The sequence below is a fragment of the Zhihengliuella halotolerans genome (assembly GCF_004217565.1).
In the GTDB taxonomy this organism is placed as follows: Bacteria; Actinomycetota; Actinomycetes; order Actinomycetales; family Micrococcaceae; genus Zhihengliuella; species Zhihengliuella halotolerans.
Window position 1 is genome coordinate 1,720,043 of record NZ_SHLA01000001.1, and the last position, 13,892, is coordinate 1,733,934.

13 protein-coding genes and 1 pseudogene are annotated in these 13,892 nt (G+C 66.7%); 3 read left to right on the forward strand and 11 right to left on the reverse strand.

Features of this window, described 5'->3' with window-relative positions; all coding sequences use genetic code 11:
• Positions 1–3: 3 nt before the first annotated feature.
• On the reverse strand, positions 4–1,062 hold the full coding sequence (locus tag EV380_RS07785) for an arabinan endo-1,5-alpha-L-arabinosidase (protein WP_130450495.1): 1,059 nt from the start codon (positions 1,060–1,062) through the stop codon (positions 4–6).
• Positions 1,063–1,355: 293 nt separating this feature from the next.
• Between EV380_RS07785 and EV380_RS07790 the strand changes: the two genes are divergently transcribed.
• On the forward strand, positions 1,356–2,216 hold the full coding sequence (locus EV380_RS07790; protein ID WP_130450497.1) for a hypothetical protein: 861 nt from the start codon (positions 1,356–1,358) through the stop codon (positions 2,214–2,216).
• A gap of 34 nt (positions 2,217–2,250) precedes the next feature.
• Here the strand turns inward: EV380_RS07790 and EV380_RS07795 are convergent, their stop codons facing one another.
• A complete protein-coding gene (locus tag EV380_RS07795; protein WP_130450499.1) occupies positions 2,251–2,904 on the reverse strand; it encodes a mismatch-specific DNA-glycosylase in 654 nt (217 codons plus the stop codon).
• Between the two features lie 262 nt (positions 2,905–3,166).
• Between EV380_RS07795 and EV380_RS07800 the strand changes: the two genes are divergently transcribed.
• Positions 3,167–3,664: a hypothetical protein gene (locus EV380_RS07800; protein ID WP_130450501.1), complete on the forward strand. Its 498-nt coding sequence runs from the start codon at positions 3,167–3,169 to the stop codon at positions 3,662–3,664.
• 116 nt (positions 3,665–3,780) lie between these two features.
• Here the strand turns inward: EV380_RS07800 and EV380_RS07805 are convergent, their stop codons facing one another.
• Complete coding sequence (locus EV380_RS07805; RefSeq protein ID WP_130450503.1) at positions 3,781–4,998, reverse strand: glycine C-acetyltransferase; 1,218 nt, start codon at positions 4,996–4,998, stop codon at positions 3,781–3,783.
• Positions 4,999–5,032: 34 nt separating this feature from the next.
• Positions 5,033–6,079: an L-threonine 3-dehydrogenase gene (tdh, locus tag EV380_RS07810; RefSeq protein WP_130450505.1), complete on the reverse strand. Its 1,047-nt coding sequence runs from the start codon at positions 6,077–6,079 to the stop codon at positions 5,033–5,035.
• Positions 6,080–6,217: 138 nt separating this feature from the next.
• On the opposite strand from tdh, the gene EV380_RS07815 reads away from it, so the two are divergent.
• Positions 6,218–7,147 carry a LysR family transcriptional regulator gene (locus EV380_RS07815; RefSeq protein ID WP_102157564.1) on the forward strand — a complete coding sequence of 310 codons (930 nt, stop codon included), beginning with the start codon at positions 6,218–6,220 and terminating at the stop codon, positions 7,145–7,147.
• On the opposite strand, the gene EV380_RS07820 is transcribed toward EV380_RS07815, so the two are convergent.
• The 7 genes and pseudogenes from EV380_RS07820 to EV380_RS07845 all read right to left on the reverse strand — a co-directional run bounded on the left by EV380_RS07820 (position 7,144) and on the right by EV380_RS07845 (position 13,871).
• Entirely contained in the window at positions 7,144–8,322 is a 1,179-nt protein-coding gene (locus EV380_RS07820; protein ID WP_130450507.1) for a Gfo/Idh/MocA family protein, read from the reverse strand. The two genes, EV380_RS07815 and EV380_RS07820, sit on opposite strands and share 4 nt — an antisense overlap.
• 40 nt (positions 8,323–8,362) lie before the next feature.
• On the reverse strand, positions 8,363–8,776 hold the full coding sequence (locus tag EV380_RS16985; protein WP_341272764.1) for an oligopeptide/dipeptide ABC transporter ATP-binding protein: 414 nt from the start codon (positions 8,774–8,776) through the stop codon (positions 8,363–8,365).
• 196 nt (positions 8,777–8,972) lie between these two features.
• Positions 8,973–9,371 (reverse strand): annotated as a pseudogene (locus EV380_RS16990) (ATP-binding cassette domain-containing protein); the annotation flags it as partial.
• A complete protein-coding gene (locus EV380_RS07830; protein ID WP_207219361.1) occupies positions 9,352–10,380 on the reverse strand; it encodes an ABC transporter ATP-binding protein in 1,029 nt (342 codons plus the stop codon). The gene EV380_RS07830 and the pseudogene EV380_RS16990, both read right to left, overlap by 20 nt.
• Entirely contained in the window at positions 10,380–11,282 is a 903-nt protein-coding gene (locus EV380_RS07835; RefSeq protein WP_242607539.1) for an ABC transporter permease, read from the reverse strand. The genes EV380_RS07830 and EV380_RS07835 overlap by 1 nt, the downstream gene beginning before the upstream one ends.
• Complete coding sequence (locus EV380_RS07840) at positions 11,279–12,202, reverse strand: ABC transporter permease (protein ID WP_130450511.1); 924 nt, start codon at positions 12,200–12,202, stop codon at positions 11,279–11,281. The genes EV380_RS07835 and EV380_RS07840 overlap by 4 nt, the downstream gene beginning before the upstream one ends.
• A gap of 82 nt (positions 12,203–12,284) precedes the next feature.
• Positions 12,285–13,871 carry a peptide ABC transporter substrate-binding protein gene (locus tag EV380_RS07845; RefSeq protein WP_130450513.1) on the reverse strand — a complete coding sequence of 529 codons (1,587 nt, stop codon included), beginning with the start codon at positions 13,869–13,871 and terminating at the stop codon, positions 12,285–12,287.
• Between the last annotated feature and the right edge of the window lie 21 nt (positions 13,872–13,892).

Below are 13,892 nucleotides of genomic sequence, written 5' to 3' on the forward strand. Positions count from 1 at the left end.
GCGTCAGTACAGGCGGGGCCAGCCGCCGTCGTACGCGAGCAGGTTGATGCCGAGCCGGGGCGTGCCGTCGTCTTGGTAGTAGTGGTAGAAGAACACGTCGGCGTCGTTGTCGGCTAGTACGGCCTGGTGGCCCGGACCGTGCACCGATCCGTGGCCGGCGAGGATCTCGGTTCCGCCGCCGTCGACCATGCGCACCCCGTTCCGGTCGACGTACGGGCCAACCACGTTCGTGGAACGGCCGACGACGACCCGGTAGGTGCTGGCGGCGCCATTGCAGCAGGAGTCGAACGAGGCGAAGAGGTAGTAGTAGCCGTTCCGGTAGTGGATCGTGGGCGCCTCGATCGGGCCGCCGCCCCGGCCGGCGAGGTGGATCCAGTCGCTGCCGGTGCGCAGGCCGGTGCCCGGGTCGATGCGGATCATCTTCAGGCCGGACCAGAAGGAACCGAAGGACATCCACCAGCGTCCCTGCTGGTCGATCACGATGTTCGGGTCGATCGCGTTGTAGTCGTCGCTCGTGGTGGAGGAGACCACCAGTCCTCGGTGCGTCCACGATCCCTGGGCGCCGGTGTCGCTCGTGGCCAGGAAGATGCCCGAGTGGTTGGAGCCGAAGCTTGAGGCGGAGTAGTAGAGGTAGTAGCGGTTGTTCGCGAAGGTCAGATCGGGCGCCCAGAGCGAGGAGCCGCCGCCGGTGTACTCGTGGGTCCAGGGCGCGCCGCCCGGGAACGCCTGCCCGGCGTCGGCCCAGTGCGTGCGGTCGCTCGAGGTTTTCAGCCCGATCGTCACGCCCGTCCGGTCGTCACCGGTGTGGGCCAGCAGGTAGTTCCCGCCGCGGGACTTCGTGACCTCGGGGTCGTGCACGATCGTGGAGCCGGTCACGTGCCCCGGCCCCGGGTACGTGGCAGCTTCAGCAGCTGGGGCTGCCCCGAGGAACCGGGTGCCGGGCACCGCCGCCAGCGCGAGGCCGGCGGCACCGGCGGCCGCGGCGCGCAGCACGGTGCGCCGTGCGGGCGGGCGAAGCGAGGAGCGTGCGGGATTCTTCGTCGAACTCTCGGCGTTTTCCATGCGAACAGGTGAGCCTTTCGGGTCTCGATGGCCACCGACCGGACGGCCGGCGACGGCGGCGGGGAGTTCAGCAACACCGTCGACATCGACGTGATGCACATCACTCGCCAACCCGATATTGCAACGTTGTAAATACGCTGTCAAGACTTTTCGCTGCCCCATGATGGCCGACCCTGCTGGGCATCACCTTTCGGTCTCGAATCCGCCGAGCACCCGTCGACGACTGTCCCCGACCCGTGGAACGACGGTAGGCTCTCGGATATCGACCCCGAAACGCAGGAGGCAACGGCCAGATGAAGATCAAACCAGCGCTCGCAGCAGGCGCCGCGATCAGCCTCGCGGCTGCCGCGCTCGTACCGGCCGCCGCGCTGGCCATGGCGCCGGCCGAGAAGGCCGACGGCGCGGAGGTCTCCGCCTTCTGTTCGAACCCCGGGCTCTCCCGTTACACCCCGGTCCCCCGCCCTGCGAACAAGACCGTCCTTCCCTACGAATCCCTGGACGAGCTCAATGCTGCGGCTGCGGCCGCCGGCCTTTCGCCCCTGGATTTCGCGGAACGTGAGGTCGATGCCAGTGCGGCAGCGCGCGGCGGGTCGCTCGGCGCCTCGGTGCACGGCGTCGCTGCGGCCTCTCTGCAGGACACCATCGTCTGGGCGGAGCAGGAGGGGCTGACGCTGGCCGAAGCGCACGCGGACATGTCGCTGAACAAAGCGGCGATCAACCTTGCCTCGGCGCTCGAGGTCGAACATCCTGACTCGGTGGCCTTCTTCCGCCAGAATCCTGAGTCCGGCAGCGTCTCCGTTGGCTTCGCCGGTGCCGTGACGCCGGAGATCCGGGCACTCCTCGACGAATCCCCAGTGCCCGTCGGCATCGATGAGAACATTGGCTGGACCGAGGACGAGATCCATCATGAGACCTCACGCGCGCTGGATTGCCTGAGTGCAGCTACAGACGACGCCCACCACGTAGAAGGCGACCAGTTCAACGGGGTGCTCGAGGTGACCGCTGAGGAGGGCGAGCAGACGTTCGCAGACCGCGAGGCGGCAGCAGCGCTCAAGGCGCTTCTGGCGACCACGAACTTCGAGGTGAGGATCGTCGAGGGCGAGGCGCACGGATACGAGCCCGCGATCTTTGATGCTTCGGCACTAGACGGCTGACGGCTGCTCCGGCTTTCGCGGCCACGGCCGACGCCTACGGTTCCGGAAACCCAACGTCCTCCCACACGTGGCACCATTTGTCCGCGAGCGAGTCGATGTTCTCGTGGGCGTTCAGTCCGCTAGGCTGCGGCACGACCCAGAGCACGACGTCGGAGGGCCATCCGGGAATCGTCGATGTGTCCTGACGCCCCAGCTTGGTCTTCGGCTGCCCGAACGCGGTGCGGAACGCCGTGATACCGGCGATCGCCACGACGCGCGGCCGCAACTGCACAACGCGCTCCACCAGGCGAGCGCCCGCCGCGCGCAGCTCCTCGCGCGTCAGCTCGTCGGCCCGGACGGTCGCTCGCCCGACCAGGTTGGTCAGACCGATTCCGCGCCCCAGCAGCTGGGCCTCGTCGTCGTCCGAGAGCCCCCGCGAGGCGTCGACGACATGATCCGTCAGACCCGCGCGGTGGAGCGACGGCCAGAAGCGGTTTCCCGGACGCGCAAACGGCGCATTCACGGCGGCGGTCCACAGGCCCGGGTTGATGCCGACGATCAGCAGGCGCAGGTCCGCGGAATCAGCGGGCAGGATGTCGTCGAGAACGTCCGGGTCATCCGTGGCGAACTGGGCGAGTTCCTCGCGTTGCGGGCGCCGGCCGCCTAGCGGCGACGGCCGGCGCGGCGCGGCCAGTACCTGCCCCTTCATCTCTCCTCCGATTTTCGTGAAGTATAAATATGGCAATGGTACAGATAAAGACCTTGACCAGAAGTTCAGCTCGCACATAGGTTCAATCTGTTACTCGTACACACCAGCGAGAAGCATCGCCCCGCCCTCCAGGAGGACGACCTTGAATCCTCGCGCACGCGCATTCGTTCTCTCGTCAGCGCTCATCGCATCTCTGGCCCTCACTGGCTGCGGTCCGAACGAAGATGGCCCCCTACACGCTACGAGCGGCGGGTGGTTTGCTATGGATAAACCGAAGAACGCCGGTGATTATTGGACCGGATCTTTCGGAGCAAGTCTCTTGTGCACCACGGACATGAACTATGAAATCCAGCTGACGAGCGTCGACTGGGAGACCGCAGATCCCAAGCCCGTGGGCGTCGTCCCAGCGCTTCGCGTCTATCAGGGTGAATCTGACGGGCCGTCGCCATTCGTCGGACTGCTCGGCAAGCCCTGGGAGGACGAAGAACTTTCTACCGACGCCACAACTTTCGTTCATGATCTCACCGGATACCACATCGACCAGCCGTGCGAGGAGCTCGACGGCGGCGCAAAGAACGATTTCACTGAACTGATTTTGGTGATGGAAGCCGGCCCCGAAGGTGCAGACATCACCAGATTCGGCATCAACTACACAGCGAAGGGCAGGCCGTACCGCCTTAAAATCGAGAACCGGAGCATCATGTGCGGGACGGCGATCTCGCAGCGTCCCGAAGACGACCCCGGCTATTCGGACTGCTGACTCGAACTTAAGTGGGCGCTGATCCCCGACGCGCCCATGCCTAGCACCCTCGAACCTCGCGAAACGACGACGGCGCCCCACCCACACGGGACGTGCGCACCGTCGCCACCTCGGCACTAAACGCCAAACACCGCCGCACGGGAGGCGACGAACGCGGCCACGGCCGCGTCGATGTCCTCGCGGCTGTGCGCGGCGGAGAGCTGCACCCGGATGCGCGCGGTGTCCCGTGGGACCACGGGGAAGCTGAACGCGGTGACGAAGATGCCGCGCTCGAGCATCTCCGCGGCGATCTTCGAGGCCACGACGGCGTCGCCGAACATCACGGGTACGATCGCGTGCTCGCCGTCGAGCAGCTCGAAGCCGGCTGCACTCATCTCCGAGCGGAAGTAGGCGGCGTTCTCGAACAGACGTGCGCGCAGCTCGCCGGACTCCGCCACGAGGTCCAGCGCCGTCATCGTCGCGGCCACGATCGACGGGGCCAGGGAGTTCGAGAACAGGTACGGGCGGGCCTTCTGGCGCAGCATCGCCACGATCTCGCCGCGACCGGAGACGTAGCCTCCGGACGCCCCGCCGAGGGCCTTGCCGAACGTGCCCGTAAAGATGTCTACACGGTCGGAGACGCCGGCGTGCTCCGGGGTGCCGGCGCCGGTCTCCCCCATGAACCCGACGGCGTGCGAGTCGTCGACCATGACGAGCGCGCCGTATTTCTCGGCGAGGTCGCAGATCCCCTCGAGCGGGGCCAGGTAGCCGTCCATCGAGAACACGCCGTCGGTGACGATCACCGACCGGCGGGGACCGGCGCCGTCGTTCATCTCCGCTGCAGCCTGCAGCTGGGCCTCGAGGTCGGCGAGGTCCTGGTTCGCGTAGCGGAAGCGCGCGGCCTTGGAAAGACGGATGCCGTCGATGATCGAGGCGTGGTTCAGCGCGTCGGAGATGATCGCGTCGGCTGGGCCGAACAGCGACTCGAAGACGCCGCCGTTCGCGTCGAAGCAGCTGGAGAAGAGGATGGTGTCCTCGGTGCCGAGGAACGCGGAGACCTTCGCCTCGAGCTCGAAGTGCGCGTCCTGCGCCCCGCAGATGAAGCGCACCGAGGCCATGCCGAAGCCGCGCGTATCGAGGGCGCGCTTGGCGGCGTCGATGATCCGCGGGTCGTCGGCCAGGCCTAGGTAGTTATTGGCGCAGAAGTTCACGACGTCGGCCGCTGCCCCGCCCAGCGGCCCGGCCTTGATGCGGGCGGACTGGGGCGAGTCGATGTGGCGTTCGTGTTTGTAGAGCCCGGCCGTCTCGATCTCTGCGAGTTCGGCGGCGAGCTGGTCCTTCAGATCCGTGTACATGTTTCCTTCGCTGCAGTTCGGAGGGTGTCGGGGGTCAGATGTCGCGCCAGTCGAGCACGACCTTGCCGCTGAGCCCGTCGCGGGCGATCGCGAATCCGCGCTCCCACTCGGCGGCCGGCACGACGTCGGTCACGACGCCGGCGATCGACGCGCGCAGGCGCGGGTTGGAGTCGAGCATCGCGCTCATGGCGTACCAGGTCTCGTACATCTCGCGCCCGTAGATGCCCTTGAGCGTGAGCATGTGGGTGACGACCTTGCCCCAGTCGATATCGATCGAGTCGCTCGGCAGGCCCAGCATCGCGATCTGGCCGCCGTGGTTCATGTTGTCGATCATCTCCGGCAGCGCGGACGGGTGCCCGGAGATCTCGAGCCCGACGTCGAAGCCCTCGACGAGCCCGAGCTCGCGCTGCGCGGCGGCGATGCGAGTGTTCGCGACGTTGATCGCGAGGTCCGCGCCGGCGGCGCGGGCGAGCTCCAGACGCGGCTCGGAGACGTCGGTGATGACCACCCGGCGCGCGCCGGCGTGCTTGGCGACGCCGATCGCCATGAGCCCGATCGGCCCGGCGCCCGTGATCAGGACGTCCTCGCCGACGATCGGGAAGGACAGCGCGGTGTGCACGGCGTTGCCGAACGGGTCGAAGATGGCACCGAGTTCCGGGGTGACGGCGTCGGACTTGTGCACCCAGACGTTGGTCTCCGGGATCACGACGTACTCGGCGAACGCGCCGTCGCGCTGGACGCCCACCGAGGAGGTATTGATGCACATCTGCCGGCGACCGGCGCGGCAGTTGCGGCACATCCCGCACACCACGTGGCCCTCGCCGGAGACGCGGTCGCCGACTGCGACGTGCGTGGTCAGGTCGCCGACCTCGACGACCTCGCCGTAGAACTCGTGCCCGGGGATCATGGGGGCAGCGATCATGGCGGCCGCGGCGTCGTCGTACGCCTGGATGTGCAGGTCGGTGCCGCAGATGCCGGTGGTCATCACGCGGATCTTGACGTCATGCGCGCCGGTGACCGGCTCGGGCCGGTCGACGAACTCGAAGCCGGCATGGGGTCCGGACTTGTACAGTGCTTTCATTCTGGCTTCAGTCCTCACTCGAGCGCGTGGTTGTTGCGCGTCTCGTCACGATGTCGATTCAAGTGTCGCAGTGGTGCCACAGGATCAACACATTAGAAATCCTGCCATCTCCTCAGGCAATGCTTTAGTATTCACTTCATGGAACTTCATCAGCTCCAGCTCCTCCGCGAGCTGGGGGACCTCGGCTCCGTAAACGCCGTTGCGCGCGAGAAGTTCGTCTCGCCGTCTGCCATCTCCCAGCACCTGACGCAGTTGCAGCGCTCCGTCGACGTCCCACTGACCCGGAAGGAGGGCCGCGCGCTGGTGCTGACCAGCGAGGGCAGGATTCTCGCCGACGCCAGCGCGGAGATCGCGGCGGTGCTGGCCCGAGCCCGCGGCGATATCTCGGACGGCAGCGCCGCGCGCACGAACCCCGTGCGCGTCGCAGGATTCCACTCAATCGGGCAGACCGTCTTTGCTCCCCTGCTCACGCAGACGGAGCGCGACCTGCCCGAACTGCATTTCTTCGACGAGGACGTCTCTCAGCAGCAGTTTCCCGCGCTGGCTGCCAGGTACGACCTCGTTCTGGCGCACCGCATGCGGCACACCAGCCCCTGGCCCGAGGGCCAGGTGGCTGTCGTCCCGCTGGCCTTCGAGCCCCTGGATATCGCACTCCGCACCGACCACGAGCTGGCGCGGTGCGAAAGCCTCGATGCGGACCAGGTCATCGCCGAGCCCTGGGTCGTCTCGCGGTCCGGCTACTCCCCGGACGACGTGCTGCAGACGATTGCGGCCACGGCGGGCCAGGCGCCGACCGTGCGTCATCGCGTCAACGACTACGCCACCGTGGCCGCTCTGGTGCAGGCGGGCGGCTGCTTGGGCATCCTCCCGCGCTACACGACCCGCCATGCCATCCCGGAGACCGTGACGCTCCGGCCGATCCGCGGCCTCACGGCGGGCCGCCAGATCGACCTGCTGGTCCGCGCAGAGCATCTGCACCGAAGCTCGATCCGCGACGTCGTCGAGGCCATCCGCGAGACGGTGCGGCGCATCGTCGCCGCCGCACCGCCGTCGGACGCGGCGGGTTAGACCACGACGCGCTGCTGCGCATCCTCGAAGTAGCGCACGACGTCGGCCGGCAGCTCCGGGACGTCCAGCGCCCCACCGCCGGAACGCAGCGAACGCGCGCCCAGATCCCCAACCGCGACGGCGGCACGGGCAGCCAGCGGGGACGTCTGAGTGAACCCGCCTTCGGTCGCGAATTTGAGGAACTCAGCGATCAACAGGGGGTCCGCACCACCGTGGCCCTCGGCGTCGCCGGCAATCTCAACCCGAAGATCCGGCTCATTGAAGCCGCTGGTCGTCCGCGTATTCCAGACGTGGATGAAGTCGCCGGGGCCATCCCCGAAGTTCTCGATTCGGCCTGCGGAACCGATGACGGTGTAGTTGCGCCAGTAGTCGGGAGTGAAGTGGCACTGCTGGTAGGACGCGAGGACCCCGTTGCCAAGGCGCATCTGCACCATCGACACGTCCTCGACGTCGATCACGGGGTTCAGCTCCCGCTGATCGCTTCCGGGCCAGTTGTCTGCGGAGAACCACTCACCCATCCGCCGGTCGGAGTTGTCCCGGCGATCGGAAACATCCCCGTACACGCTGAGCTCGCCCAGTCCGGAGACACTTGTGGTGTATCCGCCGGCCAGCCAGTGGATAACGTCGATGTCGTGGGCGCCCTTCTGCAGCAACAGGCTATTGCTGTAGCGCCGCTCGGCGTGCCAGTCCTTGAAGTAGTAGTCGCCGCCGTTGCCGACGAAGTGGCGGCACCACACGGCCTTGACGTCGCCGATGGCCCCGGACTCGATGATCTCCCGCATCTGGCGGATCGCCGGCATGTGGCGCATGTTGTGCCCGACGTAGAGCCGGGTGCCGGTACGGTAGGCGGTTTCCAGGATCTCGTCAGCTCCCTCGACGGTGATGTCGAGTGGCTTCTCGCAGAAGGTCGGGATACCGGCGTTCAGGGTGCGGGTGACGACCTCCCGGTGCGTGTGGTCAGGAGTGAGGACCAGCACGGCCTCGATGCCGGAGGCGAGTAGCTCGTCGAGGTCGCCGGTCACCAGCGCCTCGGGGAGCTTCTCAGCGGCGTCCGCACGGCCGCGTTCGCTGGTATCACAGACGGCCGATACGACGCTGCCCGCCCCGGGGCGGTGGATATAGCGGTGCAATGACGAACGCAGACCGAAACCGACGATTCCAACCTTGATGTCCATACGTAACTCTCCAAACCTGTTGTGTCGTGCTTCATTCGAGCTAGTTGTGCTGGGGGTCGAGCGGGCCCGGGAAGAAGCAGCGGACTTCCTGCTCACCGGCCTCCTCGACGAGAGCCGGCTCGCTCGCGGCGCATTCAGGCCGGGCGATCGGGCAGCGCGTGTGAAAACGGCAGCCCGACGGCGGATCGACGGGTGACGGCGGGTCACCCTGCAGCAGGATCAGGCGCCGGTCGGATCCCTGACCGCGCAGCTCTGGGGCTGCGGAGAGCAGCGCCTGTGTGTAGGGGTGAGCCGTGTTCTCGTACACCTGGTCGTAGCGGCCCGACTCGACCACGCGGCCCAAATACATCGTGGCGACACGGTCGGAGATGTGGCGCACGATCTGCAGGTCGTGGGCGATGAACAGGTAGCCGAGCCCCATCTCCCGTTGCAACGTGTCGAGCAGGTTGACCACCTGCGCCCGGACCGAGACGTCGAGCGCGGAGACAGCCTCGTCGCAGATCAGAACCCTCGGATTGAGGGCGATGCCACGGGCGATCCCGATACGCTGCTGCTGCCCGCCGGAAAAATTGTGGGGGGTAGCGCTGCAGGTGGTCGGGGTTGAGTCCGACGAGCTCCATCAACTCCGCGATCTTGGCCCGCCGCTGGGCGCGGGGCACGACGTCGGGATGGATCTCGAACGGCTCGGTGAGGATCTGCTCGATCGTCATCCGCGGATCCAGCGAGGCGAAGGGATCCTGGAAAATCAGCTGAATGTTGCGGCGCATCTCGGTCCGCTCGGCGCCGCGCAGGCTGTTGATGTCGACGCCGTCGAACAGCACGCTGCCCTCGCTCGGCTTCTCGAGCCCGCTCATGATGCGCGCCAGCGTGGACTTGCCGCAGCCGCTTTCCCCGATGACGCCGAGGGTTTCCCCGGCGTACAGCTGCAGGTCGACCCCGTCCAGGGCCTTGACCCTCTTGCGGGGCCCGATCGGGAGGGCCCGGGTGACCGGGTAGTGCTGTCGGACGCCCCGTAGTTCGAGAATCGGTTTAGCTGCGTCGTGCGGCATGGTCGTTCACCTCCAAAGGGTGGAAACAGGCGGCGTGGCTAGTGGAACCAACCGGTTCGAGGACCGGAGGGGTCACCTGGCACGTCGCGTCGGCGTAGGCGCAGCGGCTGGCGAAGGAGCAGCCGGCCGGAGGGTGCAGGAGGTCGGGCGGGCTGCCTTCGATCGCCGGCAGGGGCCGGCCCTTGAATTCGTTGGAAGCGACGGAGTCCGCGAGGCCCCGCGTGTACGGATGCCGCGGGGCGCCGAGAACGCTGCCCGTCGGTCCGGTCTCCACGATGCGTCCGGCGTACATCACGGCCACGCGGTCCGTGACCTCGCGGACGACGGAGATGTCGTGGGTGATGAGGATCAGCCCCATGTTGTTCTCGCGCTGCAGCTCGGAGAGCAGGCCGAGGATCTGCGCTTGGACGGTGACGTCGAGCGCCGTCGTCGGCTCGTCCGCGATCAGCAGGTCCGGTTCGAGCGCGAGCGCCATCGCGATCACGATGCGCTGGCGCATGCCGCCGGAGAACTGGTGCGGGTAGTCGTTCACGCGGCTGGCCGCCGCCGGGATTCGGACCCGGTCCATCATCTCGATCGCCGCGCGCTTGGCGTCCCTGCGGCTCATCCCGCGGTGCACGCGAAAGAGCTCGCCGATCTGGCGGCCCACCGGGTGAACCGGGTTCAGGGCGCTGAGGGCGTCTTGGAAGACCATCGAGATCTTCGACCCGAGCAGCTGCCGGCGCCGCTTGTCGGTCACCGTCAGTAGGTCCTCGCCGGCCAGCGCGATGGTACCGTCGACGACGCGCGCGGGCGGGGTATCCAGGATGCCCATGACCGCGCGGGCCGTGACGGACTTGCCCGATCCGGACTCGCCGAGAATCCCGAGGCTCTGCCCGCGGTCGACGTCGAAGTCGACGCCGTTGATCGCCGTCGCCGTGCCCTGCGACGTGGAGAATTCAACGCGCAGGTTCCTGATCTGCAGCAGCGGCTCTGCGGCCGGACCGTCTGCGATTAGTGAGTTCGTCATCATTTGCCCTTCGGGTCGAACTCGTCGCGCAGGGCCTCACCGAAGAGGACAAAGCCGAGCACGGTGATGGTCAGGAAGATCGCCGGGAAGATCAGCAGGTGCGGTGCGGCGTCGATGTACTCGCGCGCCGAGGCCAGCTGGAGACCCCAGGAGACCGACGGCGGGGTGAGCCCGATACCGATGAACGTCAGCCCCGCTTCGGCCGAGATCATGCCGCCGACACCCAAGGTCTGCAGGACCAGCAAGGGGGTAATGGCGTTGGGGACGACGTGCTTGCGAATGATCCGCATGTTGGAACCGCCCAGCAGCCGGGTGGCCTGGATGTACTCGCGGTTGCGAACCTCCATGACGGCCGAGCGCATGAAGCGCACGCCGCCGGGCCAGCTGAAGAGCGCCAGCGCGAAGATCACCGTCCACACGTTGCGCTCGCTGAAGAGCTGCAGGACGACGATCGCCGCCAGGATGAACGGCAGGCCGAAGGCCATGTCGCACACGCGGGAGATGACAGCATCGACCCAGCCGCCGAAGTACCCGGCCACCGATCCGACGATCGCGGCGATCACGAACGCGATCAGCGACACCACGATTCCCACGAGAATCGACGCGCGCGCCCCGAAGATGACGTTCGTGTAGTAGTCGCAGCCCTGAATATCGACACCGAACGGGTGGTCCGCGCTGGGAGGCTGATTGGACTTCAGGATGTCGCAGCCGGCCGCCGGGTCCGAACCGAACCCCGCGAAGAGCTGCGGGAAGGCGGCCATCAGCATCATCAGGGCGACGATCGAACCGGAGATCACGAAGCGCGGGCGCAGCCACCAACGGCGCTTGTGCGCGAGGCGCGTCGAGACGGGCGGGCCGTCGGTCTCCGCAGCCTCGGACATCATGGGTTGTGCGTTGCTCATAGCCTCACCCTCGGGTCGATGATTCCGTACGTCAGGTCCACGAGGAGGTTGAAGACCAGGTAGACCAGCACGAGCATCGTGGCGATGCCCACGACGACGGTGCCTTCCTTGTTGTTAATCGAGCTCACGAGCAGGCCGCCGATCCCGGGGATGTTGAAGATCGCCTCGATGATGACCGCGCCGCCGAGCATGCCGGCCAGCGACAAGCCCAGGTACGTCACCACCGGGATCATGGCGTTACGCAGAGCGTGGCCCCAGACGACCCGCTGCGGGGAGAGCCCCTTGGCCCGCGCAGTGCGCAGATACTCGGCGCGGAGGACGTCAACAAGTGACGTGCGCGTCAACCGGGCCAGGCCGGCCGCTGCCTCGATCGCCATGACGAGCGCGGGAAGAATGAAAGCTATGGGCCAACCGGCCCGCGTGCCGGCCGGGTCCACCCAGCCGAGATGCACGCCGAAGTACGTCTGCGCACCGAGCGCGATGACGAATCCCGGGATGCCCATGAAGACCACAGTGAACACCAGAGCAAAGTGGTCGCCGGCGCGGCCATGGCGCAGCCCACCGTACACGCCGATCACGAGGCCGATGAAGAGCTTGAGGACCCAGGCGGTCAGTGCGAGTGCGAAAGTCGTAGGCAGCCGCTCCAAAATGAGCCCCAGGACGGGGCGCCCGAAGAAGTCGATCCCGAAGTCGCCGCGGAACAGCCCGAAAATGTAGTGCCCATACTGCACCAGAAAAGGATCATCCAGATGGTACGCCCGACGGATCTGCGCGACCGTGCTCTCGGGCAGCGGCCGTTCACCGGTCAGGGCCGCCACCGGATCTCCCGGCATCAGGAACGTCAGTGCGTAGATGATGAACGTGGCACCGATCAGCACCGGGATCATCTGCAGGACGCGCCGAACGCTGTAACCCAGCATTACTCCACCTAACAGTTATCGAATCGGGGCGTGCAGGCCCGACCCGGATGAGGGGTCGGGCCTGCACGCAGTACCGGGGGTGCTAGCAGGCGTAGCCCGCGCGGTAGTACTGCAGGTCGCCCTGTACGTCATTGAGTTCCGCGCACTCGGACCGGAGGCCATAGTCGGTCGGAATGAACAGCGGGATGGCCGGCAGATCCTGGATGACCAGTGCCTCAGCCTCGGCGTAGAGGTCCGCGGATGCCTGTTCATCCTGCTCGCCGCGCGCCTGCTCCATCAGGGCGTCGACCTTCTCGTTCGAGTAGCCGGTGGCGACGTTTCCGTCACCGCCCGTCTCGTACTGGCTCAGGTACTGATCCGGCGACATGTAGGCCCAGCCCCAGAGGCCGAACAGTGCGCCCTCGAGTTCCTGGTTGTTGCGGCGCTCGGAAAGCTCGGTGCCGAGCTTCGGGCTGAGCTTGACCTTGATGCCGAGGTTGTCCTGGATCTGCGTGGCCACGGCTTGCACGAGCTGCTGCTCCGAGGCCGAGTTGCTCTCGATCACGAGGGTCCCATCGAAACCGCCAGCGGATTCGAGGAGTTTCTTGGCTTCCTCCGGGTCGAAGGTGCAGGCATCGCAGGCACCCTCGCGGTAGGAAGCGAGGGACGGCGGGACCAGCGAATCGGACGGAGTGGAGTGACCCTTCAGCAGTGACGTGGCGATGGCCTCGCGATCGATGGACATCGAGATCGCCTTGCGCAGATCCGGGCTCTTGAGCTCTTCGATGTAGTCCGGGATCTGTAGCGTTTGCTGTTTCGACGCCGTCTGCACCTCAAAGAGCGCCTCCTCGCCGAGCTGGCTGGACGCTTTCTCGACCATGGGCGCGGGCACGTTGCGGATCATGTCGAGGTTGCCGGCCGTCATGTCCGTGTAGGCCGGATCGATCGAGGTGTAGATCTTGCCCACGAGCCGGTCAGCGCCACCGCTGAAGCCCGGGTCCCCCTGGAAGTCTTCCCACTTCTCCAACACGATCTGCTGGTTGTGGTCCCAGGAGGCGAACTTGTAGGGCCCATTGGAGACCGGAGCCTCGTCGTAGGCCGCGGGGTCCTCGAAAGCCGAAGCCGGCAGCGGGCAGGTCGGGTTCGTGCTCAGCAGCTTCGGGAAGTCGGCGTTGGGCGCGTTGAGCGTGACCGTCAGGTGGGTGTCGTCGACCACCTCGACGCCGGAGAGCGTCTCAGTCGCGGGAGCGGAACCGTCGCTCGGGTTCAGTTCGTCGTAGCCCTCGAAGGCGACGAACGTTCCGTTGCCCTGCCAGGCGTTGGAGCCGGTGGCTGTCGCGTTCCACGCCGAGGCGAAGGAGTCCGCGGTGACGGCCGTGCCGTCGTGGAAGGTCCAGCCGTCACGAAGCGTGATGTCCCAAGTCTGGGCGTCTTCGCTGGTGACCGATTCGGCGGCCAGCGGCTCCAGTTCCTGCGTCTCGACATTGACTTCCATCAGGTTGGCGCAGAGCGCCATGCCGATCTGACTGCCGATGTCCTTCTGCGGGACGATGCTCTTCGGCTCTGTCGCCATGAAGCTGAGCTCGGCAACACCGCCCTCCGAGCTGCCCTCATCGGCCGCCGACGCGCATCCGGTCGCCGTCAGCAACACCACTGTTGCCGCAGCCGCCAATTTCCGTGGTCGTTTCACAGAGTTCCTCTTCCTGGGTCG

Excerpts from the sequence above, each read along its gene's own strand:
- EV380_RS07815 (WP_102157564.1), top strand. The coding sequence starts at position 6,218 with ATGGAACTTCATCAGCTCCAGCTCCTCCGCGAGCTGGGGGACCTCGGC.
- EV380_RS07785 (WP_130450495.1), bottom strand. The coding sequence starts at position 1,062 with ATGGAAAACGCCGAGAGTTCGACGAAGAATCCCGCACGCTCCTCGCTT.
- EV380_RS07790 (WP_130450497.1), top strand. The coding sequence starts at position 1,356 with ATGAAGATCAAACCAGCGCTCGCAGCAGGCGCCGCGATCAGCCTCGCG.
- EV380_RS07840 (WP_130450511.1), bottom strand. The coding sequence starts at position 12,202 with ATGCTGGGTTACAGCGTTCGGCGCGTCCTGCAGATGATCCCGGTGCTG.
- EV380_RS07800 (WP_130450501.1), top strand. The coding sequence starts at position 3,167 with ATGGATAAACCGAAGAACGCCGGTGATTATTGGACCGGATCTTTCGGA.
- EV380_RS07805 (WP_130450503.1), bottom strand. The coding sequence starts at position 4,998 with ATGTACACGGATCTGAAGGACCAGCTCGCCGCCGAACTCGCAGAGATC.
- tdh (WP_130450505.1), bottom strand. The coding sequence starts at position 6,079 with ATGAAAGCACTGTACAAGTCCGGACCCCATGCCGGCTTCGAGTTCGTC.
- EV380_RS07835 (WP_242607539.1), bottom strand. The coding sequence starts at position 11,282 with ATGAGCAACGCACAACCCATGATGTCCGAGGCTGCGGAGACCGACGGC.
- EV380_RS07820 (WP_130450507.1), bottom strand. The coding sequence starts at position 8,322 with ATGGACATCAAGGTTGGAATCGTCGGTTTCGGTCTGCGTTCGTCATTG.
- EV380_RS07830 (WP_207219361.1), bottom strand. The coding sequence starts at position 10,380 with ATGACGAACTCACTAATCGCAGACGGTCCGGCCGCAGAGCCGCTGCTG.
- EV380_RS07795 (WP_130450499.1), bottom strand. The coding sequence starts at position 2,904 with ATGAAGGGGCAGGTACTGGCCGCGCCGCGCCGGCCGTCGCCGCTAGGC.